Here is a 23,322-nt window from a genome sequence, read left to right on the forward strand (position 1 = left end):
GAATAGGCTCAAAGCTACTCTCAAAGAGTAAGAAGAAGGTAAATTAGAGCTGGATCACCCAGAAATCCACCTATCTGCAAAATTGCTCTGTGCTGCCAGCGTGAAACCCTCGTTGACCAGAGCTTCCTTAGAAAGACGGCCTCGGCGGCAACCGGTCGTCATGGCTTGGTCCAGAGGCAGCGGCCCATCCGCTGCACATGCTCTTCCAACTCGGCGGGCAGCACATGACGCAGCACCAGATCCACCTGCCAGGGCAGGCAGAGATCATCCACGGCGTTCATCAGCCGCAGACGATCGCTGTGGTTCAGCTGCGGGGCCTCTAGGCAGAGATCAAGATCAGACCCTGGCTGCTCACGCCCCATCGCCCGCGAACCAAACAGCCAGATGCACTGCACCTGCGGCTGTGCTGGGATGTTCATGGTGCTTCCTCCTCAACCCGTTGCTCCAGCCTGCTGCGCAGCTGCTGAAAACAGGGCAATAGGTGTATTCAAAGGCCTTGATCAGACCCAGCTGCTCGCGTTCATTCAACGCCGGAGGCTCCAGGAAATCCTCCAGGAGCTCCAGGGCTTTGCGGTAGTTGCTGAAGCGCTGTTGCCAGCGGATGTCTTCTGCCATTAGCTCACAACCAAGTGGTTGCAGGTCATCGGCTGGGGGAACGCGCTTGACCTGGAAACGGTGGTGGCGTTGGCCATGCTATTTCGCTCTAAAACACCCTTAGAGGTTCTGTATAGAGCGTACGGAAGCCTTAACTGTGCTTGGGGGCTCGTGCTCATCGCAGCGCCAACCTCATCAAGCGCCAGCCATAGATATACCTATGGCGTATGAACGCAGAAGGGAAGGGAGCAGAACTCAACCTTCTCGCCTCGGCTAGCCAAAGATCGCACAGCAACAGAGCCCGATCTCGTCTTGTGAGTATGTGTCTAATTCACAGGTTAAGACCTGTTCTCACCTCCCACCCGTCCCAGTCATCACAGCGGCACTGCTGCAGCAAATCTGCCCGCTCCGTTAGATAAGGTCGGAGTTACGAGTGATGTTCCATTCCGGTGCAAGCGTTGCAACGACGAGTTTGGTGGGTGGGAACAGCCGTGGCAGTGGCTGTTCTGGGCCTGCAACCCTGCCTGGCCAACACCCCAACCCCGGCGGCCGCCAGCCGCAGCCGCGTCGTATACGACAGCTACATCCTTGGCCCGGGCGACACCCTGCAGATCGAGCTGCTCGACATCCCCGAGCTCAGCGGCACCGTGTCGATAGGCCCAGATGGCACTCTCTACCTTCCCCGCCTGCGCGCCCTCTATGTAGAAGGGCTCACGGTGGAGGAGCTGCGCTACTTCCTCACCGAGCAGTTCAAGCGCTACGTGCGCCAGCCCGAGATCTACATCCGCCCGGTGGGCTTCCGCCCGATCCGCATCTACGTGGGCGGCGAGGTGAAGCGGCCGGGGTACTACACCCTCAGTGGCGCCCAGGAGCTGGGAAGTGTGTCCAGCGAAGCTGATGCGGCGATCCGTGCCAGCGGCGGCGATCAGCTCAACAGCAGGCCCGACAGCACTTCCTCGCCAGGTTCGGGCACCAGTAGCTCTGGCGCCGGCGGGATCACTACCTTCGGGGCCCTGTTCCCCACCGTGTTCGACGCGATCCGCACCGCCCAGGGGATCACCCCCTACTCCAACCTGGCAGAGGTGCAGGTGACCCGCCGCCAGCCCGTGAGTGCCGGCGGCGGCAAGATCCGCACCCAGCTCAATTTCCTCAGCCTGATCACCGAGGGTGATGAATCCCAGAACATCCGCCTCTTCGACGGCGACGTGGTGAGCGTGGCCAAAAGCCCTGTGGTGCTGCGCGAGCAGCTGCTCAAGGCAGGGCAAACCAACCTCAGCCCCCAGTTCATCCAGGTGTACGTGAGCGGCCGGGTCAAGACCCCCGGTGGCATCACCCTGCCCCAGGCTTCAGCCCTCAACCAGGCCCTAAACCTTGCTGGCGGCCCCTCCCTGCTGCGCGGCAAGGTGGAATTCATCCGCTTCACCCGAGAAGGTGAACTGGATCGTCGCCTGTTCACCTACAACCCCAACGCCGCCAGCGACTCGGCGGCCAATCCGATCCTGATGGCTGGCGACATCATTCGAGTTCAGGATTCAGCCCTGTCAGCCAGTATTGGGGTTATGAACGAGCTCACAGGCCCCTTCGTGGGGGTGTACTCGGTGTACAGCCTGTTCCGCTGATGAGCCCTTCCCTGCCCCAGCCGGCTCCAGCCGACGACGTGATCGACCTCGGCCAGATCGCCGCCTCCCTGCGGCGCCGCTGGCGCCTGATCGCCCAGGTGGCCGGCGGCACCCTGCTGCTCTCCGCTGTGATCACCCTGCTGCAGAAGCCGGTGTGGGAAGGGGAATTCCAGATCGTGCTGGCCGATCCCGAGAAGAAACAGGGCGGAGGGGCATCCCAACTGCTGGCCCAGAATCCGGCCCTGGCTTCCCTGATCGGCACCGGAGGTGGCGGCAAGGACAGCCTCGAAACCGAGGTGAAGATCCTCGAGAGTCCCTCGGTGCTCAAGCCGGTGTTCGACTTCGTCAAAACCAGCAAGCAGCGGGCCGGTGAAAACGTTGACCGGCTGCGCTACGCCGACTGGCTCAAGGACGACCTCGAGATCAAGCTCGAGAAGGGCACCTCCGTGCTCAACCTCGCCTACCGCGACACCAACAAGCCCCTGGTGCTGCCGGTGATCGATCGCATCTCCAAGGCCTACCAGGATTACTCCGGGCGCGACCGCGAGCGCGGTCTGGTGCGCGGCGTGGCCTACCTCGACCAGCAGATCGAGGTGTACCGACTCCGGGCCGTGGCCTCCCTGCGCGCTGCCCAGCGGTACGCCATCGAACAAGACCTCACCGCCCTCAAGGGTGGAGGCAAAGGGGACGAAGAGGTGGTTAATTCCCTCAACATCGAAGCCATTCGGGTGCAGGCCGCCAATGAGATCCGCAATATCAATGAACAACTCAAACAACTGAGATCCCTTGGCAGCGACCCAAACACCGTCATGTTCCAGGGCCTGCTGATTCCCGAGCTCGCCGCCCAAGGGCTTCCCCAGCGCCTCAACGCGATCGATAACCAGCTGGCTTTCCTGCGCTCAAAGTTCACTGAAAGAGAGGATTCGATCAGGACACTCAAACAGGAGCGGAGCCTGCTGATCGGCCTGCTGAAAACCAAAGCATTTGGCTTCCTAGACGCCAAGCGCAGTGCCGCCCAGGCCCGCCTCGCCGCCGCCGATCGCCCCAAGGGAGTGCTGATTCGCTACCGCGAACTGCTGCGGGTGGCCGCCCGCGATGAGGCCACCCTCAACAAGCTGGAAGACGAGCGCCGGGTGCTGGCCCTCGAGCAGGCCCGCAAACCCGACCCCTGGCAGCTGATCTCCACCCCCACCCTGCTCGACAAGCCCGTCTCCCCCAGCAAGGGCCGCAACCTGGCCCTAGGGCTCCTGGCCGGCCTAGTGCTCGGCTCCGGCGCCGCCCTGGTGGCCGAGCGCCGCAGCGGCCGGGTGTTCGCCAGCGACGAGCTGCAGGCCGCCCTGCCGGGTCCCCTGCTGGCCCGCCTCGATCCCGCCGCGCCTGAAAGTTGGGCCGCCACCCTGGCCCTGCTGGCTTCAGGCCCCCTGGCCGGGTCGTCCACCGTTGCCATGATCCCGGTGAACGGCCAAGGCGAACCTGAGCTGGCTGAGGCGTTGCAGCAGGTGCTCCAGCAGGCCACCCCCGGCGCCCAGGTGCTCTGCACCAGTGATCTGGTGGCCGCCGGCACCTGCCAGGCCCAGCTGCTGGTGGCCCGGCCTGGCGCCATCACCCGCCCCCAGCTCGACGCCCTAGGCCAGCAGCTCCAACTCCAAGGCCGGCCCTCCCTGGGCTGGCTGCTGCTCCAGAGCACTGATGCCTAGGCCTCTGGCCAAGCTGCTGCCCGTCGCCGCGGCCCTGCTCAGCCTGAGCTCCAGCAGCTTGGGGGAGCCCAGCTGGGCCCAGCCCCAGTGGCAGCCCCTGGCACCCGCCCCCGGCAGCGACGCCGCCAGCCCCCAGGGCTGGAACCCCGTGCCACCGACTACCGATCCTGGCCTGCCCGGTGCCAGCTGGCAGCCGTTGCCCCCCGGCGATCCCGGCAGCAGCACACAGCCCCAATGGGCTCCTGTGCCTGAAGGTGATCCCTCCCTGGCGCCGCCACCCGAGGCCAGCACCTCAGCCAGTGCCCCAGCTAGCGCCGCGGAAGCCGAGGCCGTGTTCGCCGGCCTGCTGCCCAACCGGGCCGACTACCTGCCCATGCTGCGCCTGGGCCCCCTGCCCACCGCCTGGTTCCTGGATGAAAGCCTGGCCCAGCTCAGCTTCCAGCAGGTGAGCCCCGGCGATGGTGGTGCCGCAGGCGGCAGCGGCAACCAGAACTACGGCTTCCGCGCCGATGTGGGCCTCTCCAGAGCGCTGCTGCTGTCGCTCACCTACACCTACGCCGACGACCCCCTCTACGCCGCCATCCCCAGCCGGCCCAGCCAGCCAGCCAACTACTGGAATGCCGCCGGCGCCAGCCTGCGCGGCCGCCTCGCCGGGGGCCCCAACTGGCAGCTCGCCGCCGAAGGAGCCCTAGAACTCTTCACCGTGGGCAGCGGCTGCGGCGGCACCGTGAGCTGCGATGGGCCCGGCACCCCGAACATCTTCAACGACTCCGGCCAGCTGGTGTTCACCCGCAACTGGGTGGGGGCCCTCTCCCTGCCCCTCACCTGGCAGGCCAGCCGCCAGCTGCAGCTCTCGCTGGTGCCGGCGGTGAGCTTCCTGCCCGACTCCCAGGGCTCCGGCCAGGGCGGTGCCGGGGAGTTTTACGGCACCACCATCAGCCTGGGCCTCGGCGCCAGCTACCGCCTCGGCAACCAGGTGCAGCTGTTCGCCTCGGGGCTGCTGCCCTTCGGGCCCGGCACCAATGCCTTTGACGGCGATCTGGTGTACTCCCGCGTGCCGATCCTCACCGCCGGCGCCAACATTGCGGTGAACCCCCGCATCGGCCTAGAAGCCAGCATCACCAACGGCTTTGGCCTCAGCCCGGCCACCGCCATCCTGGCCCTGCCCAGCGCGCCCACCGAGCCCATGCTCAATGGGCGCTTCACCTGGAATCCCGGCGCCATGGATTCCCCCAGCCCCCGCTATACCCGCCGCCAGGCCTCCCTGGCCCTCGGCGGCCTCAGCGTCAACACCGCCCTCACACCTGCCGATGGCACCACCCAGCTGTGGTTGAACGGCGACAGCCGCGGCAACCTCTTCGGCGGCGCCGGCTACTCAGTGTCCAACGACTTCCAGTTCCAGATCGCCGGCGGCCTGTTCAACGGCATCGAGCCACGCAACAGCTACGTGAACACCTTTGCCGGAAACGGTGGCCTCAACCTGCGCTTCGGCGGCAAGGCCATGGTGTTTCGGCCCAGCAAGAAGCTGCCCCTCTGGGCCGCCGGCCGCATCTCCGTTGGCCGCAACGAAGACGAGAGCAGCAAGCAGGGCTACCTCTTCTTTGAAACCATGAACACCTGGGAGGCCTCCCCAACGCTGGCCTTCCACCTCAACCCCAAGCTCGCCCTGAACGGCGACGGCACCAGTTGGGGCGTGGGCCTGGCCGCCAACCTGCAGCTGGGTCGCCGCTTTCAACTAATCCCAGAAATCAACCTTGTAGCAACCGATCTCGGCGGCGACAACGGCTCCAACGGCAGCCTGGCGCTGCGCTGGCTGGCCTCGGCATCCACCACCCTCGACGTCTACGTTTCCAATGCCGCCGGCCTCTACGACCTCGGCCAGCTGCTCGGCAACGACCAGGTGCGCGTGGGAGCCCGCCTGGCCTTCAGCTTCTAGCTCTCAAGCGCACCCGAATGCCGTTGCGGGAGCGCAGGGTGAGCCGCGCCACCAGCTCCGGCTCGTGCTCAGGATCGGGCAGCACCTCAAAGCGGCGCACCAGCTCGGCCAGCACCAGCAGGGCTTCCTGCTGGGCAAAAGCCGCTCCCGGGCACTTGCGCGGCCCCAGGCCGTAGGGCAAAAAGGCATCGCGGGCCCAGCGCCGATCGTCTGCATTGGCATCACTCAGGAAGCGCTCAGGCCTAAAGGCGTTGGGCTCGCTCCAGTGCTGCTCGTGGCGCTGGATTACCCAGGGGGAGATCGTCACCAAGGCCCGCATCGGGCAGCGGCTGCCCGCCAGCTCGGTGTTGGCCTGAGACTCGCGGCTGAAAAAACTTAGCGGTGGGTATAAACGCAGGGTTTCATTAAAAATTGCGGCCCCGTAGGAGAGCTGGCGCAGATCCTCAAAGCCCAACGGTCGATCCGGCGCGCCGGCCCGGGAGCCCAACACCTCCAGCACCTCAGCGCGCAGGCGCTGCTGCACCTCGGGGAAACAGCCCAGCAGATACACCGCCATGCCCAGGGCACTGGCGGAGGTTTCGTGGCCCGCCAAAAACAGAACACACACCTGATCGAGCAACTGCTCGCGGCTGAAGCAGGCACCAGTTTCCGGATCGCGGGCTTCGATCAGAGCAGCCAGCAGGTCGCCAGGAGTGTGGGCAGCGGGGGCGTTCAAGCGGGCATCGATCGCAGCGGCAAGCCAGGCGCGGATCGGGGCGGCATCCCTGGCTAGGTAGCCCTGCAGGCGCCGGCGCGGCAACCGCAGCAAGCGCAGCATCAGCGCCCGACCAGCGCGCTTCTGGTAGCGAGTGAAGGCCGCAAAAATCGCCTCAGCCTCCGCCCCTTCCAGCGACCGAGACAAAATTGTCCGCACGATCACATCGGCTGTCACCAGGGTCATCTCGGCATCGGCATCCACCGAGCGGCCAGCCACCAGATCACCAGCCACCTGGGCCTCCAGCCGCGCCAAACTTGCCTGACAAGCTGCTGCCATCTGAGGCATGACCCGCTGCAGCTGGGCCATTTGGAAGGCCTGGTCCAGGAGCCGGCGCTGCTGGGCCCACTCCTCGCCGTTCACCGCAAAGATTCCCCGACCGATCAGGGGCTCCAGGATCCAGAGCATGTAGGGATGCTTGGGGAAAGCCTCCACCTCGCTCACCATCACCTGGCGCACTGCCGCCGGCTCGTTCACCAGCAACAGGTTCAGGCCCATGAATCGCAACGCCCCCACCGGAATGCGGAAGTCCCATTCATTGAGCAGGCCAAACCAGGAATAAAGGCCCCGGCGGATGCGCCGCAGAAAATTCGGCGTGTAGGGCTCTGGCGGCGGATAGACGGGCTCTTGGGTCATGGCGCCAGCAGCTGCTCGATCAGATCAAAGCCACCGCTGCGCCCTGGCTCCGCGGTGCGCAGGTACTCAAAGTGCAAATCAAATTGGTGGCTGAGCAGATCAACCAGTCTGCTGAGGCCCTGGCGCTGGGCCAGGGGGATTAGCCGCAGCTCCGGGTAGGCCTCGGGGCCCTGGCGGGCCACGCCGCAGCTGAGGTAAGGGTCAACCGCCGCGAAGCAGAGGTAGTCGTCGCGGGAGGTGATATCAAGCCAAGGCAGCCGCGGTTCCTCTGCTATCAGAGCCAGATCGTCATGAAAGGCGCGGGCCTTGCCATGCACAGCCAGGTTGGCCAGGTTCTGGCCCAGGCTGAGCAACTGCAACCGCCCGGCCAGCTGCCGGTCCACACCCTGGCGGCGCAGTTCTGCAGCCAGCATCGCCATCACGAAGGAGCCGCTGCTGTGGCCTACCAACAGCACCTCAGCAGCAGGATCACTGGCCTCCAGCTCGCCGATTCGCTGAGCCAGCTCCGCCACCCGGCGCCGCAGATCGCCGTCACGCGCCTGACCCAGCCGGTGGGTGAAGCGAATTGAGCGAAACAACCACACCACGCCGAGGTGGTTGGCCAAGCGCCAGGCCAGCACGCAGCCGGAAAGCACGACAACCAGCTGCAGGAGCAACAGCAAGCTGGCTGGCAGCAGCTGCAAATAGCTCAATATTCCCAAAAAACTGCAGGCAATAAGCAGTACCAGCAGCGTTGTGCCCACGTAGAGGACTGGATAGAGGCCACACAAGGCCACCTGCTCCGACAAGCGGCGCATCTTTAAATATCCACCAGCAAAGACGTACCAGCTATAGATGCTGATGCCATCGCGCAAAAGCACCAGTGGATTCTTGGGCCAATGGGCCCGGGCGATGTCGTCCCAGTGCAGGAAACAGAAATCCAGCCGTAAGGCCAAATCTTCCTGCACCTGCCAACTGCTGATCAGGTGGTCCTGCTTTTGGCCACGACGGTGGCTTGTCTTCAAGCAACGGCCGCTCCAATGCTTGAGCTGACGCACCTGCTCGCCAAACATGCGGTAGTAAAAACTGGCCCCGCGGGGATCGAAGCCACTTAAAAAGTAGACGCGCCGACGGGGGCCATCCTGGTCAAGAATGTCGGAACCGCTCCTAATGCCGTGCTCGCAACTTTTCTGCCGCAACGACTCTGTCTCCCGTTCGCACTGGCATTAGTAGCATCTCAGCAGGCAATGCCGATACTTGCCTCACCCGCTGCTCGAGTCAACCTGAAGGGAAGCCAGGGAAATTACACCGCATCCGTCATGGTGCCGGTGTCAGCCCAGCAAGCCTGGAGCGTGCTCTCCAACTACGAATCCATGCCAGGGCTGATGCCCGACATCCAGCAGACCAAGGTACTGAGCCGCTCGGGACGCCATATTGAACTCTCGCAAACTTACAAAGCCCCATACACCTTTGGGCTGAGCATTAAGGCAAACCTCCAGGTGCAAGAGACTCCTCCCACCAAGATGAGTTACTCCCTGATCCGCGGCGACCGCATCAAGCAATTAAGCGGTAACTGGACGATTACCCCGGTCAAAGGCGGCGTGCTGCTGAAGCACCAGCTGCAGGTGGTGCCCCAAATTCCCGGCTTCCTGCTGGGCACCTACTACGAACTCACCGAAACCAACCTGCGCCAATCGATGCAAATCCTGGCCAAGGCGATGATTAATAGCGTCAACCGCGCACCCTCCTAACCCCGCGCCCCAGCACCTCGTAGTGCACTCCGCGCCACTCCACCCTCCTAGCCAGGGAGGCCCGCAGGGTGGCCAGGCCATATACCCACTGGGCCAGGGGCAGCCAGCGCAACAACTGCCAGGCGTGGGCGAGATCTTGCCGGGGAAGCTCTCTCCCTAGAGGGCGCAGCGACCGGCAGGCCACCGACTCGATCAACAGCAGCAGGGCAACACAGCCCAGCTCGTAGGCCAGCAGGGCAGCCAACAATCCGGCTGCCGCAGACCAGAGACCCAAACAAAGAGCCACCAGCAGCGCCGCCAGCACAGCTAGCAGCAGCAGCCAGCTACCCAAGCCATGCAGTGCCACTAGGGGCCAGGCGGGGTGGTGCAGCCGCGCCGTTAATAGCTGGCGGCTGATCCAGCGCCGCAGCGGCCGCAGGCCAATGCTGTCGTCGCGGTCGAGGGCGATCAACTCCGGCCGGAATTCGTAGCGCCAGCCGCAGCGGGCCAGCGGGGCGGGCAAGGCCGTGTCCTCACAGAGGCTGGTGGCAAGCGCCGCTCGCCAACCACTGGGCTCGATTAATTCGCGTCGCACCGCCAGCGATCCCCCCCAGGGGATGCCCAGCAGGGTCATCAGCACCAGGGCGCCGCCGTTCCAGATCGCCCGCACCAGCCCGGGGCCACTGCCCTGCTCCGGGGCATACCAGCGGTTGCCCGACACCGCCCCGACGCCATCCTGGCCGCAGCCCGCCGCCAGGGCCGCCAGCCAACCGGGCGCCACCACCGCATCGGCATCCACCAGGGCCACGAGCTCGGTGGCTGCGTCTAGCTCGCCGAAGGCCTGGCGCAGCGAGGCGCTTTTGAGCGAGCCCTGGGCCGGCCGGGCCGCCAGGGGGGTGAGCCGGGCCGCCTGCCAGCCAGCCTGGCCCGCCGCCTCCAGCCGGGCGATCGTTTGCTGGGCTAGGGGCCAGGCCGGATCCTGGCGGGAATCGACCACCACCAACAGTCGCCAGGGGCCCGGGTAGGTCTGGCCCGCCAGAGCCATGAGGGCAGCAGCCAGGCTGGGGTCGGCTCCCCGCAGGCACAACACCACTTCGGCCGCCGGCGCTGGCTGGGCCAGGCCGGGGAGCCGCCGCAGCCGCCGCCGCACCACCACCGCGAAGGCGAGCGTGAGCAGCAGCTGCAAGCCGAGGGTGGCCAGCAGGGCGCCGGCTAGAAGCGCTGCGATCACAGACAATTGATCACAGCGAGGCCATGCCGGTGATCAGGCTGCGGGCATAGGGGCCGATCAGTTCCTCGAAGCCCGGGCAGCGCACGCCATGGGCCGCCAGAGACGCCACGGTGGCCAGGCAGCTGGGCCGGGCCCGCACCCCGGCCTGATTGAGCTCGGGGTAGGTGAGCTGCTCGTCGCCCCAGCGCCGCACGAAGAAGGCGCGAATGCCGTGCAGGGGGTTGGCCGGATCAGCATCGATCGCCTCCAGCCAGCGCTCCATCGACACCAGCTCCAGCGGTGCCCCCCGCTCGATCAGTTTGCCAAGCAGATCGGCCAGCAGCATCGGCTGGGGGTGTTGCAAGTGCACGTTGCGGCCCACCGCTTCCGTCGTCCAGGCCAGAGCCGTAACCGCATCGGCCACGTAGTCCACCGGCACCAGATCCAGCTCCCAGGGCAGATCGGGCGCCATACCCAGAGCTAGGCAACCCCGCAGCAGCCGGTGCAGCAGGTCGTCCTGGTGCCAAGCGCCTGTCTTGGAATGGCCCCCAATTAGGGGCGGGCGATACACCGTGACCGGCAACCCGGCAGCCCCAGCGGCCAGCACCAGCCGCTCACTCACCCATTTGGTTTGGGAGTAGCCCACATGGATGCCGCGCCACCCCGACACGTCGTCGCTTTCCAGCACCGCCCGGTTGCGGTAGGCGGCCGCCTCAAAGACCGCCACGCTGGAGATCAGCTGCACGGGCAGGGAGCCGATGGCGGCCGGATGCACCGCCAGGTCGAGCACCGTCTTGGTGCCGCCCACATTGGCCGCCTCCAGTTGGCTGTAGGGGGCCATCTGGCTGAGCTGGGCACCGTTGTGCAGGATGCCCCCTAGGCCTTGAGCCAGCTGAGCAAAGCCATGCTCCGAGAGACCGAAGCGGGGCTTGGCCAGATCGCCGGGCACTGCTATCAGACGTTCGCTCCAGCTGTCCTGCCAGAGACCGTAGTGATCAAGGTTGGCGCGAATCCGCTTCAGCCCCTGGGAGGGATCGCTGGCCCGCACCAGGCACCGCACCCGCACTTGATCCCAGCGCTGCAGCTGGCCCGCCAGCAGGTATGCACCCAGGAAGCCGGAAGCGCCCGTAACCAAAATCGCCTCCCCTGGGCCTGCTGCTGCGGAGGAGGTAGTGGTGGAGACCGCTGGCAAGCTCCAGTGAGATGCCAACTGGGCTTCCCGGCCCAAATCCAACACCCGCTCTGCCCCAGCCTGGGGATCTACCAGAGCCTCTAGCAATACCGCCGCCAGGGCTTCGATCGTGGGATCGCCAGCGAGGGATTCAAGCTCCAACTTCACCCCCAGGTCCCGCTGGATCCCTGCAGCCAGCTCCACAGCCATGAGCGAATCGAGGCCGATGTGGAACAGGGAATCACCGGAATCAAGACTGCGCCCATCCTCCAGCCCCATCACAATCGCCAAGCGCTGTTGCAGCAGCGCAACCACCAGCGCCGGGCGCTGGTCAGAGTCGGCCTCGGCAAGCTGGCGGCGCAGGATCTCACCCTCGCCCCCTTGATCGCCGCGGCCGTCAACATCAAGCAGCGGTTGCAGCATGGCCGCCTGACGGTTACCAAGCTGGGCTGCCAACTTCGGCCAATCATTATTGAGCACGGCTACGCAACCAGACCTGCCCCGCTCCAACAGCAATCCCAGGGCCCCAAATGCCTGAGGAGGTGGAAGCAGACCAACCCCCAGGGCGGCAAAGCGGCGCTCAAGACCCTCCGCCATACCGGCCCCACCCCAAGGCCCCCACTGCACCGAGAGCAGAGGCCAGTCGTTTGCAGCGGCAGCCAAGCCGTCGAGAGCGCCATTGGCCATGGCATAGCTGGTTTGCCCGGGGGATCCGAGCAGAGCGGCCATCGATGAAAAGGCCACTCCAAACTCCGGCTGGCAGTTGGCCAGCCGGCAGGCCAACTCCAGCTTCTGCCAGCCAGCCAATTTGGGCGCAATCACCGCCGCCTGGCGAGCGGGGGTCTGCCCCTCCAGAAGACCGTCATCCAAATGCCCGGCGGCATGGAATAAGCCGGCCAAGGGTTGGCCCCGCAGAGCCTCGGCTAACCGCTCTACCGGATCGGCAGCCAGATCGAAGGCGACCACTTCGCAGCCAACCCCTTGGGCCTGCAAGCGCTCCACCAGGGTGGGGTCAGGTGTGCGTCCTAAGAGCAGAAGGGAACGAGCACCTTGCTCAGCCAACCAGAAACAGAGCTGCTGGCCGATTGCACCGAAAGCCCCCGTCACCAAATAACAAGCCTCAGGGCGGATCGCCCAGGCAGCCGGCCGCTCTGGCTGGGTGATCACGACCTTGCCCACGTGCCGGGCCTGGGCCATAAGCCGAAACGCCTCCACGCCGCGCTCGATCGGAAACGCCTGCAGCGTGATGGGGGCGTAGCGGCCGGCCTCAAGATCGGCCAGCAGCTCCAGCAATAAGCCGCGCACAAGGCCGGGGTCGGCAGCGGCCACCTCCAGCAGATCGAAGGGCAGGTAGCTGCTGTCGGGCCGGCGGCGGAGGGCCTCCTCCCGACTCCAAATCTCAATTTTGCCAAGCTCCACAAAACGGCCGCCGTCAGCCAGGGCAGCAAAACTTGCCTCCACCCAGTCACCCTTGAGGCTGTTGAGCACCACATCCACTCCCCGACCCCCTGTGACGGCCAGCACCTGCTCGGCAAAGTCGAGGCTGCGGGAATCAAACACAGCCTCAACCCCCTGCTGCAGCAGACCCGCCTGCTTAGCCGCACTGGCGGTAGCGAACACCCGCGCACCGCAGCGTCGGGCCACCTGCAGGGCCGCCTGACCAACCCCCCCAGCGGCCGCATGGATCAGCACAGTGTCACCAGGGAGCAGCTGGGCCAGGGTCTGGAGGCCGTAGATAGCTGTGAGGAAAGCCGTGCTGACGCTGGCCCCCAGGGCCGGATCGAGCGCCGGTGGCAGTGGCACACAAAGGGCGGCGCGGCAGACAACGTGGCTAGCCAGGCTGCCCACCGCCAAGGCGGCCAGCAGCCGCTCACCCACCAGCCCCGGATCCACACCAGGGCCAACGGCCACCACCCGACCCACACATTCGCCGCCATAGGGCATGCGGGCATCAGCATCCATGCCAAGTTCACGGCTGTAGCCCGCCAGCAGTCCCAGAGCGTTCAACACATCGCGGAAATTGAGGCCCGTGGCCTCTACCGCCAGTTCCAGTTCCCCGGGGCCAGGCGACCGCCTCTCCAGGGGCACTGCCCGCAGCGTCTCCAGGCTGCCCAACGAACCGCTTTCCAAGCGGAAGGGGGCATCGGCCAGGGGCTTAAGACGCTGCACCCAGGCCCTGCCATCACGCCAGGCCAGCAAAGGTTCGCGCTCACCTAGCGCAAACAGGGCTGACCAATCGGCAGCAGCTGGCGGGCTGCCTTCTTGAATAAGAAGCACTGTCCAACCCAGGGCGGTCTGTTCAAGCGCAGCCGAACGCCCAAACGCTGCCAAGCCGGCAGCGAGAGGCCCCTCTCCCTGCAGCACAAGCCAAACAGGCCGGGGCGGGACGGCTGCCAGCTGCTGGGCCCAAAGCAGCATTTGGGCTGCCAACGCCTCCAACTCACAGGCAGGCTTAGTGAGATCAGGCCAGAGCAAAAGCGGCCCTACTCCTGGGGGGATCACCTCACCTTCAGCAAGTCTCAGCGGTGCGGGGCCTGGCAGCGGCTGTGAATTGGAGTTCGTTGCCTCCTGCCAATTTGTTTCCAGCAACCAGTTCTGCGCGCCTGGCTGGGGGTTAGCCGCCGGCAGGGGAAACAACCACTCCATCGCCTGCCTAGGCAGACGCCGCAGCCGGAAGCCCCGAATCCAGCCCAAGGGAGCGCCGTCCTCATGGAGCACGAGGTCAGCGAGAACGAAGGCCGGCTCCTGACTCGGCTGAAGCCGCACCTGACATTGCAAACGATCAGGTAGGGGCAAGGCCGCCAGCCAAAGCTGCTCCAGCCCCACGGGGAGAAGCAGCTGGCCTTCCCGGGCCGCTGGATCCAGGAGCACAGCCACAGCCTGGAAACAACTGTCGAGTAGCCCCCGGTCCTGGCCCCTCTCCGGTCGCTCCAGCTCAGCCCAGGCTTGCCCTTCCGCCAGCTTGAGTTGCCGCAGGCCGCGATAAGTAGGGCCGTACTCCAGACCCACCTGCGCCAAGGCTTCGTAGAAGCTATCAAGCTCCACCTCTTGCACCGAGTCCGGCGCCGGCGACAGGGCAAATGGCGGCTCTACCGGCAAGTCCCCAGCTAGGGAGACCTCGCCATGCCGCTGCCAGGGGGAGAGCTCGGCAGCATCGGGCCGGCTGTAGAAAGTCAATCCATCGGTGCACCAATGGCCCTGGAGCCAGGCCGCTGCACCTGGAGCGACCAACTTCAGCGGCTGATCCAGTTTCATCGAACCCAGCCTCAGGGGCTGCTCGGCCTGATCCAATAGCGCCAGTGCCGCCAAAATGAACCCCGCTGCCGGGAACACCGCCTGAGTGCGAATCAAGTGGTCGCTTAGGTCGGTTCCCTCACTACACAAACGCGTCTGGTGCACCTCCGTTTCGCCAGGCAGATCGATCCGAGTGAACCTTTCAGCAGCAGCAGAACGCGAACCACTGGAGGATGGCCTATCCACTCCAGGCTGGAAAACAGGGGCTTGAGGCGTGCTGTTTAAAGCCGTGATCCCCAAATGGTCGAGCCAGAAGCCACCTGGAGCTGGGCCCTCTCCCTGGCGGCTCCACCAATGGCGCTGCCTCTCAAAGGGGTAGCCGGGCAGGGTGATGCGGAGGGCAGGGAAGGGGCGATGGAATCCGGCCCAGTCAATGCCGTAGCCATCGCGCCAGAGGCCACCGAGGCTCGTGAAAAGCACCTGCCAGTCAGACTTTCCCTGCTCCAGGGAAGGCCAGTGGGTGAGGGATTGATCCTGAGTGCATTGACGCGCCATGCCAATGAGCGTGGGGCGAGCACCAATCTCAAGAAACACCTGGGCACCTTGTGAGACAAGGGTGTCAATACCTTGGGCAAATTGCACAGGGCTGAGTATTTGGTCACACCAGTAGTCCGGCTGGGCAATCTCCGCGCCAGCTAGCAAACCAGTGAGGTTGCTCACCAGCGGCTTACTGGGGGGCGCATAGCTGAGCTGGCGCAGTTCGAGCTCGAAGGCCTCAAGCATCGGAGCCATTGCCCGGGTATGAAAGGCATGGGAAACAGACAGCTGACGGGCGTTGCAGCCAACTGCATCAGCATCCGCCAGCAGCTGCCGCAGGGCAGCGCTGGGTCCAGCCACCACCGTGTTTAACGGGCCGTTGTAAGCAGCCACCCCCAACTCTGGGTGGCGCGCTAGCAAGGCTTGGACCTGGTCAAGCGGAGCCAGCAAAGCCACCATCCCGCCCCCTGAAGGCAAAGCCTGCATTAGTCGGCCACGAGCCGACACCAGGCGACAGGCATCCTCCAGGGAAAAAACACCGGCCAAGTGCGCGGCGAGGACCTCGCCAATGCTGTGACCCATCAGCAGATCAGGTCGCACTCCCCAGCTTTGCCAGAGCTGGCTGAGGGCATAGCCCACCGCAAACAGAGCTGGCTGGGTAGCTCCGGTCTGATTAAGCAGGGCCGCAGCCTCGGCCTCATCCCCATCCCGGGGCGTCAAAAACTCGCGCAGGGGTTTATCTAGCTGTGGATCCAGCAGAACCGAAACCCTTTCAAAAGCCTCAAGGAAAGTGGGATGGGCCAGTAGCTCTTGGCCCATGCCAAGGGCCTGAGAACCCTGCCCAGTAAATAGCCAAGCCAGCTTGCCAAGGCGCCTTGATGCGGTAGCGCAGTAGACGCCTTCAGGAAGAGGACGTCGGTCGCTTGCCAGGGATTGGAGCTGGGACACCAGATGATCCTTATCTCGAGCCAGAAAGACCGCCCGCCTTCGAAAGCCAGTGCGACCGAGGTTTGCGGAAGCGGCCAGATCGGTGAGCTTGATGTTGGGCTGCTCCTGCAACTGCTGAACTAACTCGAAGGCAATCCTGTTGAGAGCCTCAGGGGTACGAGCCGAAAGGGTGATTAGCTGCAGCGGCATGCGCGCGCCAAAGCGAATAGGCGCGCTCTGGCGGGGAGCATCTGCCAGCACGACGTGGGCATTGGTTCCACCGAAACCGAAGGAACTAACCCCCACCACCAAGGCTCGATCCTGATGGGGGAACGGCTCCAGTTCGGTCTGAACCTGCAACTTTAGGCCGGCAAAATCAATGGAAGGATTTGGGCGGAGGCAATGCAAGCTGGGGGGTAGTTGTCGCTTAGCTACGCAAAGGGCCGCCTTGATCAATCCGGTTATGCCAGCGGCAGTTTCCGAGTGACCAAGGTTGGTTTTCACCGAACCCACGCGGCAGGTCTCCCCCTCTGAACGCCCTTCGCCAAGCACGGTGCCGAGAGCCCGAAGTTCAATCGGATCTCCCTGGCGAGTGCCCGTACCGTGAGCCTCGACGTACTGGGTAGCCGATGGGTCAATGCCTGCCTTGTCAAAGGCCGCGCGCACGCAGGCGATCTGGGCCCGAGCATTGGGGGCAACCATGCCATTGCTGCGGCCATCAGAATTGACGGCTGAGCCATGGATAACCGCGTAGATCGAATCTCCTTCTGATTGGGCAGCGGCTAGGGGCTTGAGCAGCACCGCCCCGGCTCCCTCCGAACGCACATATCCGTCAGCACTGGCATCAAAACTCTTGCAACGCCCATCCGGCGCTAGCAGACCTGCCTTGCAAAAGCTCATCTGAATGCCGGGGTGAATCAACGCCTGCACACCACCGGCGAGGGCAGCCTCGGATTCGCCCCGCCAGATGCTTTCGCAGGCCAAGTGCACCGCTACCAGCGAGGAGGAGCAAGCGGTGTCGACAGTGAAGCTGGGGCCCTTGAAATCAAAGAAATACGAGAGACGGTTTGCAGCTATGCAGCCCGTATTACCTGGCAACACGAATGGCTCGTTGTCGGGAGTAATGAAGCGCTCCCGCGAAGCCCAAAGCAAGGAGCTGTAGTCGGAGCTGGAGATGCCCATAAACACCCCCACCGCTGAGCCGCGCACATGCTCGAGGGGCTTGCCTGCATCCTCGAGGGCCCGCCAAGCCACTTCAAGCAAAAGCCTCTGCTGGGGATCCATACACACCGCTTCCCTGGGCGTAATGCCGAAAAAGGCCGCATCGAACTGATCGATGCCCTCTACAAAACCGCCGTGGCGCACATGCTGAGTGAGCGGATGGCCAGGGTCAGGGTTGTAGTGGAGATCCAAATTCCAGCGGTCGGGGGGCACCTCTGTGATCGCCTCACGACCTTCCCTTAGAAATCGCCAAAAACTTTCAGGTGAATTGATACCCGCCGGAAGCCGGCATCCCATGCCCACGATTGCAATCGGCTCTGGCATGGGGCCTGTCAAATTCATCTCATTGTTGCTTAAGGGCTAAGCGCTCGAGGATTGTGACCGGATCGGCCGACAGGCGGTGCTGCTGATAGCGATGCCGTAGGGCCAAATACGCAGGTGGATTGGTCAGCCATTGGTGCACCAAGGTTGACAGCTCTTTAGGCCGTCTAATGGCAGACTCCAATTCTCGGGCATGGAAATACCGGGGGGCTAGCAATTCCTGAGGCATGGTTGTGCCGTAATGGTTAAAAACCAGTGGGCATCCCATAAACAGAGCCTCAGTGGCAGTTCGGGCACCTGGGCGGCTAACCATGGCCCAGGCGCGACGATAAAGATCAGCCATCGCCGCCGGTCCCTGATAGTCGAGCACCTGAACAGCCAGCGCTGGGTGCCGATCTACCCAGGCTTGCACTTCCTCCCGCACAATCTGTCGTCGGCCGCATAGGGCCGCCACCGTCAGCTGACCAGCAAACGGCAGTAGCTGCTCCAGCAGGGGGATATGGTTATTTGCGCCATTTGAGCCCGTGCCGAGCACCAACAGGGGCAGGCCTTCAGCAGCAGCAGGCGCCGGCCCACCATCGTGATAGTCCGGGTAAAGGAGGGGCCCAAGCAGCTCAACTGGAACCCCTGGACGTCGTCGCCGCACTTCCTTGACTACCTCCTCTGTAAGGGCCCAGAACAGATCGGTTCTGCGACTGAGCCAGTTGCGGCTAAAGCCAAAACCACCATCGAGCTCAGTGCAGCAAGTGATGCAACGAAGCTGGTTACCCAAAACCCTTTTAGCCAAATCGAAATGGCCACGATTGGTGTGAGGGTGGGTGGAGATCAGCACATCCGGGCGGAAGTCCAGAAGCTCACGAATCAAGTATCGGCGCCCGAATAGAACGGTACCTGGCTTGACCAGATCTTCCAGTTCCATAGCCCGCCAGTAGATCTGGTGCAGCCAGGGGCGTCGGCGTTGGATCCAGTTGTAGAGCTCTACGCCACCTCGATAGGTGCTACTCGAGCGCTCCAACACCTGATCGACACGCACTTCGATATTCGGCCGCTCACGCTCCAACCAATGCCGAATTGCCTCGGCGGCCGAGTCGTGAGCAGTGCCGCCACTGGATGTATAAATCAGAACTTTCATCACTATCTATTTTCATCCAGTTGAAGGCGTCCCAGCGGACGCCAGAGCCGCCAAAGAGGAATCAACAAAACCCAGCCAAGCAGGCCGATCGCCATCGCCGTCGGGCGCCCCGGGCCCCGGCCAAGAGCGTCCAGCAGCCAAGCGGGCCAGAAGCTCCCCCGGATCAGCGGGGATATCACCCCATCGGCCAGCAAGCTCATCCCCAGCAGAGCTCCTAGACGGGAGATCCACTCCAGGCCATAACGGCCGACAAACAGCCGCGGCTGTAAAGCCAAAGGCACCCAGCACAACCAAAGACTCTGGAGGGCGCCAAGAGCAACAGGAACCGCAGCAGCAAATAGGGCCACGGCCAAAAACCACACCCCCTGCCACTGCTGAAAGCACACCAGCCCAGCCCCGGTAAGTAGCACCGCCTGGAGCAGCAAGACGATGCGCAGCCAGTCCAGCCAATGGCAGCGAGGCACCCGGGCCCATAGCCAGAGCCCACCGGCATAGCCCAATCCGGCCAGGGCCAAAGCCAGGATCAGGCGTTTGGAGCCGCTTGCCGCCACCACCCAGGCAGGGAAAGCGATCTCCACGGCAGCAAACACTCCTACCACCACGCTATTGATCAATAACAGGGGGCGCCAGCGCCGATTGCTCCACAACTTGCTCAGGGCATGGCGCACCCCTAGCTGAGGGGAAGCCTCAAGACCAGCAGCCGTAGTGAGCTGGGCTGAAAACGACTGCGGCCAAGCCACCAGAAGCGTGCAGGCCGCAGCAATAAGTGACGTAAGGCTGTCAGTGACGAGTACACCAGGCAACCCGGCCGTCGCCGCCAGCACAGCGCCGAGTAGAGGAGCTGCCATCACCACAGCGCCATCCGACCCAGCGAAGAGCCCGCTGGCCGCTCCCAGCTGCTCTGTAGACACAAATCTGGCAAGTTGGCTGGACCAGGTCACCACCAGAGCCGCCTCTGCTGCCGCTGCCAGCCCAATGCAAAGCAACACCGGTAGCAAGGTGGCTGGACGCATCATCAAAGTGAAGGCCAGGCCCAAAGTGCAGGTGCTGCCGAGGCCGTTAGCGGCAAGCATCACCCGTCGTGGCGGCCAACGATCCAGTTGACGGCCCAGTAGCGAAAGGGATGCCAACTTGGCCAGCTGCACCACAACCGCCACCGCAGCAAAGGCACTCAGCTGGCCGTGCTGCTGGAACAGCCACAGCCCCAAGGCGTAAAGACTCACCTGAGTGCCGAGGTTTGAGAGCAGCTGGCCCGCCCACATGACCAGAAATGGCCTTGGCAGCGACCTAAGTTTTGAGCCAGCCACCAGCACAGTGAGCTCTCCTTTTCCAATACATTCACCCTCCCACAGGAGTTCACATCCCTGACAAAAGTCCTGCTTGCCGGCAGGATCGAAGCATCCTCGGCACCTTGCCTTGATGACCCCAGCCCCTGACCAAGCCGCGATCAGCACCGAAGCCAGCTCCAACGGCGCTTCCCTCGCCTGGGTGCCCTGGCTGCAGGCCGGCGTCACGGCAATGCTGGTGGTGCTTTTCTTTGTGATAGTTGGTAAATCCCGCCAGCAGAACGCCACCATCCGCCAGCTGCAGGAGCGGGTGCAGGGGTTGGAGAACAGCCGGGCCCTTGATCGCACCACTGGCCTGGAACAGCAGCTGCGCTCCACCGTGGAGCGGCTACAGGCGGTGGAGCGCAACGGCACCCGCATCGATGGGCTGAGCCGCGAAACCGCCAACCTGCGGGCCGAGCTCAGCAAGTTGCGCGCAGCCCGCCCCAGCGAAACGACTGACCCGAAAACCGATGAGCTGCCTTTGGGGGTGCCCCCCCTTCCGCCTGTGCGCCCCCCTGCAACTGCTAACTGATCAGGTTTTCAACCTTTCACTGGTTTTCAACCTTGGACTGGTTTTCAGCCTTTAACCGCATCGCCGGCGGCGCTGGGCAGGATGTAGCGCTGCAGGCCGATAAACACCACCAGCACCGGCAGGATCGAAATCACCGCTCCGGCTGCCACCAGTCGCCAGTCGAGCGAAAAGCTGCTGGCCAGCTGCTGCAGCCCAAGCGGCAGGGTGTAGAGCTCGGGTTCATCGAGGATCACCAGGGGCCAGAGAAAATCGCTCCAGGTGCCGATAAACACAAACATCGCCAGGGTGATCAGGTCGGCCCGGGCCGCTGGGATCATTACGTTCCACCACTCGCCCACCGGCGTGCAGCCATCGCAACGGGCCGCCTCCTCCAGCTCCACCGGCACCCCCAGGAAGCTCTGCCGCAGCAGGAAGATGCCAAAGGCGGTGGCCGCCTGGGGAATGATCAGGGCCCAAAGGGTGTTGCGCAGGCCGATCTGCACCATCAGCAGGTAGAGCGGAATCATCACCACCTGAAAGGGAATCAAAATCGTTGCCACCACCAGGGCAAGCACCAAGCCCCGGCCGCGAAAATTCATGCGGGCCAGGGGGTAGGCCGCCAGCGAGCAGAAGAGCACATTGGCCAGCACCGCCAGGCCACTCACAATCGTGCTGTTGAGCAAGTAGCTACCGATTGGATTGTCGGTAAAAAGGCGCCTGTAAGCCTCAAAGCTGGGCTGACTGGGCCAGAGGGCTGGCGGACTGGCGAAAATGTCCTCCGCCGGACCCTTGAGCGAGGTGCTCACCAGCCACAGCAGGGGCACCAGCATCGCCACGGCCACCAGCAGCAGCAAAATCAGCTGGGCGGCGGCACTGAGCCGTGAGCGGCGCGGTCCGGAGAGGGGCAGGCTCATGGCGGGGGGAGCTGAAGGGAATCAGATGACTCAGGGGGGCGGGCCTGGCCGGGCAGCAAGTGTTTTGGCACTTAGCTTAGTCTTGGCTTAGCTAATCAACAAAAACAACACACAGCCCAGGGCGAGATCCCAAACTGAAGCGCCACACCCACCCAGCTGCCTAAACCCACCTGCCTAAACCCTCGGCCGGTCGGCCAAGGGCAGGTCGCCCACTACGGGCAGCGGCGCCTTCTGGGGGTGCAGCGGCTGGTGACGCCCACCGGCTACCAACCTATTTAGGGCGTTCACGAAGGCTTGGGCGGCGGCCACCACGATGTCGGTGTCGGCTGAGTGGCCCGAATAGAGCACACCCTGGTGGCGCAGCCGGATCGTCACATCGCCCATGGCATCGATGCCTTCGGTCACCGATTTCACCGAAAATTCCACCAGCTCATTGGGCACCTGGGCCAGCCGATTGAGCGCCTGACACACCGCATCCACGGGCCCGGTGCCGATCGCCGCCTCGCTGAGCTCGGCGCCATCCGCCGTTACCAGGGTGACGGTGGCAGTGGGCTGCAAGCCAGTGCCACAGCTCACCTGCACGCTCTTAAGGGTGAAGCTGCCGCCATCCTGCTGCTGCACCTGCTCGCTCACAATCGCCTCGAGATCGCGGTCGCTGATCTCCCGCTTGCGATCCGCCAGCTCCTTGAAGCGCGCGAAGGCATCGTCGAGATCCTCACGCTCGAGCGTGTAGCCCAGCTCCTCGAGCCGGGCCCGGAAGGCGCTGCGGCCGCTCAGCTTGCCAAGGGAGATGCGGTTGTCGGCCAAACCGACCGTGCGGGCATCAATGATTTCGTAGGTGAGGCGGTTCTTGAGCACGCCGTCTTGGTGGATGCCACTCTCGTGAGCAAAGGCGTTGGCGCCCACGATCGCCTTATTGGGCTGCACCGCCATGCCGGTGAGATTGCTCACCAGCCGCGAGGTCTTGGTTATCTCCTCGGTGCGCACGCCCGTGAGCGGTTCGGTGCTCTCGGCCGGCCGCCCCAGGAAGGGGTTGAAGTAGCTGCGCCGCACGTGCAGGGCCATCACCAGCTCCTCGAGCGAGGCATTGCCAGCCCGCTCGCCGATGCCGTTGATCGTGCACTCCAGCTGGCGGGCGCCGTTTTTCACCGCCTCGAGGAAGTTGGCCACCGCCAGGCCCAGGTCGTTGTGGCCGTGCACCGAGATCACCGCCTGGTCGATGTTGGGCACCTGGGCATTGATACCGGCTATCAGCTCACCGAATTCCGCCGGGGTGGCGTAGCCCACGGTGTCGGGGATGTTGATCGTGGTGGCACCGGCGCTGATCGCCGCCTCGATCACCTGATGCATGAACTCCGGATCGCTGCGGCCGGCGTCTTCGCAGGAGAATTCAACATCGTCGACCAGCGAGCGGGCGTAGGCGACCATCTCGGCGGTGATCGCCAGCACCTCAGCGCGGCTCTTGCGCAGCTTGTGCTCGAGATGGATGTCGCTGGTAGCAATAAACGTGTGGATGCGCCGTTTAGCAGCGGGCGCCACCGCATCAGCGCAGGCCTTGATGTCGCCGGCGGCGGCCCGAGCCAGACCGCAGATCACCGGCCCATCGGGGGTGCCCACGGTTTCGGCAATGCGCTGCACGGCGTTGAAGTCGCCGGGGCTGGCAAAGGGGAAGCCGGCCTCGATGATGTCCACCCCCAGCCGGGCCAGCTGCTGGGCGATCGCCAGCTTCTCCTCGAGGTTCAGGCTGGCGCCAGGCGACTGCTCGCCATCGCGCAAGGTGGTATCGAAGATCAATACGCGGCCGGGATCGCGGGCCATAGGGGAGCCCCTCTAGGCGGAATGACTATGAGATAGCCCATTGTATGCGGGCA

General features: G+C 64.2%; 14 protein-coding genes. 5 read left to right on the forward strand and 9 right to left on the reverse strand.

Features of this window, described 5'->3' with window-relative positions:
* Positions 1 to 158 precede the first annotated feature (158 nt).
* A complete protein-coding gene (locus KBZ22_RS05925) occupies positions 159 to 419 on the reverse strand; it encodes a nucleotidyltransferase family protein (protein ID WP_255021395.1) in 261 nt (86 codons plus the stop codon).
* Positions 420 to 1,085: 666 nt separating this feature from the next.
* On the opposite strand from KBZ22_RS05925, the gene KBZ22_RS05930 reads away from it, so the two are divergent.
* From KBZ22_RS05930 to KBZ22_RS05940, 3 genes are read left to right on the forward strand one after another with little or no spacing between them, the layout of a single operon-like run.
* Positions 1,086 to 2,213: a polysaccharide biosynthesis/export family protein gene (locus KBZ22_RS05930; protein WP_255021396.1), complete on the forward strand. Its 1,128-nt coding sequence runs from the start codon at positions 1,086 to 1,088 to the stop codon at positions 2,211 to 2,213.
* Positions 2,213 to 3,910 carry a Wzz/FepE/Etk N-terminal domain-containing protein gene (locus KBZ22_RS05935; protein WP_255021397.1) on the forward strand — a complete coding sequence of 566 codons (1,698 nt, stop codon included), beginning with the start codon at positions 2,213 to 2,215 and terminating at the stop codon, positions 3,908 to 3,910. Before KBZ22_RS05930 ends, KBZ22_RS05935 begins: the two co-directional genes overlap by 1 nt.
* Complete coding sequence (locus KBZ22_RS05940; RefSeq protein WP_255021398.1) at positions 3,903 to 5,846, forward strand: hypothetical protein; 1,944 nt, start codon at positions 3,903 to 3,905, stop codon at positions 5,844 to 5,846. Before KBZ22_RS05935 ends, KBZ22_RS05940 begins: the two co-directional genes overlap by 8 nt.
* Here the strand turns inward: KBZ22_RS05940 and KBZ22_RS05945 are convergent.
* Both KBZ22_RS05945 and KBZ22_RS05950 read right to left on the reverse strand, forming a co-directional pair.
* Entirely contained in the window at positions 5,836 to 7,236 is a 1,401-nt protein-coding gene (locus KBZ22_RS05945) for a cytochrome P450 (protein ID WP_255021399.1), read from the reverse strand. The two genes, KBZ22_RS05940 and KBZ22_RS05945, sit on opposite strands and share 11 nt — an antisense overlap.
* Positions 7,233 to 8,414: a hypothetical protein gene (locus KBZ22_RS05950; RefSeq protein WP_255021400.1), complete on the reverse strand. Its 1,182-nt coding sequence runs from the start codon at positions 8,412 to 8,414 to the stop codon at positions 7,233 to 7,235. Before KBZ22_RS05950 ends, KBZ22_RS05945 begins: the two co-directional genes overlap by 4 nt.
* A 48-nt stretch (positions 8,415 to 8,462) precedes the next feature.
* Between KBZ22_RS05950 and KBZ22_RS05955 the strand changes: the two genes are divergently transcribed.
* Positions 8,463 to 8,966: an SRPBCC family protein gene (locus KBZ22_RS05955; RefSeq protein ID WP_254998546.1), complete on the forward strand. Its 504-nt coding sequence runs from the start codon at positions 8,463 to 8,465 to the stop codon at positions 8,964 to 8,966.
* Here KBZ22_RS05955 and KBZ22_RS05960 read toward each other — a convergent pair.
* The 4 genes from KBZ22_RS05960 to KBZ22_RS05975 are packed head-to-tail and all read right to left on the reverse strand — an operon-like array spanning position 8,947 to position 19,960.
* On the reverse strand, positions 8,947 to 10,176 hold the full coding sequence (locus KBZ22_RS05960) for a glycosyltransferase family 2 protein (protein ID WP_255021401.1): 1,230 nt from the start codon (positions 10,174 to 10,176) through the stop codon (positions 8,947 to 8,949). The two genes, KBZ22_RS05955 and KBZ22_RS05960, sit on opposite strands and share 20 nt — an antisense overlap.
* Before the next feature lie 10 nt (positions 10,177 to 10,186).
* Positions 10,187 to 17,569, reverse strand: a complete 7,383-nt coding sequence (locus KBZ22_RS05965; protein ID WP_255021402.1) for a type I polyketide synthase — start codon at positions 17,567 to 17,569, stop codon at positions 10,187 to 10,189.
* Between the two features lie 19 nt (positions 17,570 to 17,588).
* Positions 17,589 to 18,698, reverse strand: coding sequence for an MGDG synthase family glycosyltransferase (locus KBZ22_RS05970; protein ID WP_255021403.1), 1,110 nt, complete (start codon positions 18,696 to 18,698; stop codon positions 17,589 to 17,591).
* A gap of 2 nt (positions 18,699 to 18,700) precedes the next feature.
* Entirely contained in the window at positions 18,701 to 19,960 is a 1,260-nt protein-coding gene (locus KBZ22_RS05975; RefSeq protein WP_255021404.1) for an MFS transporter, read from the reverse strand.
* Between the two features lie 157 nt (positions 19,961 to 20,117).
* On the opposite strand from KBZ22_RS05975, the gene KBZ22_RS05980 reads away from it, so the two are divergent.
* Positions 20,118 to 20,558, forward strand: a complete 441-nt coding sequence (locus KBZ22_RS05980; protein WP_255021405.1) for a hypothetical protein — start codon at positions 20,118 to 20,120, stop codon at positions 20,556 to 20,558.
* Positions 20,559 to 20,602: 44 nt separating this feature from the next.
* On the opposite strand, the gene KBZ22_RS05985 is transcribed toward KBZ22_RS05980, so the two are convergent.
* Both KBZ22_RS05985 and KBZ22_RS05990 read right to left on the reverse strand, forming a co-directional pair.
* The gene (locus tag KBZ22_RS05985; RefSeq protein WP_255021406.1) at positions 20,603 to 21,451 is read right to left on the reverse strand and encodes a carbohydrate ABC transporter permease; all 849 of its coding nucleotides are present in this window, start codon (positions 21,449 to 21,451) and stop codon (positions 20,603 to 20,605) included.
* 174 nt (positions 21,452 to 21,625) lie between these two features.
* The gene (locus KBZ22_RS05990; RefSeq protein WP_255021407.1) at positions 21,626 to 23,269 is read right to left on the reverse strand and encodes a 2-isopropylmalate synthase; all 1,644 of its coding nucleotides are present in this window, start codon (positions 23,267 to 23,269) and stop codon (positions 21,626 to 21,628) included.
* Positions 23,270 to 23,322: the final 53 nt, after the last annotated feature.

It is taken from the genome of Cyanobium sp. L1E-Cus (genome assembly GCF_024345755.1).
In the GTDB taxonomy this organism is placed as follows: Bacteria; Cyanobacteriota; Cyanobacteriia; order PCC-6307; family Cyanobiaceae; genus Cyanobium_A; species Cyanobium_A usitatum.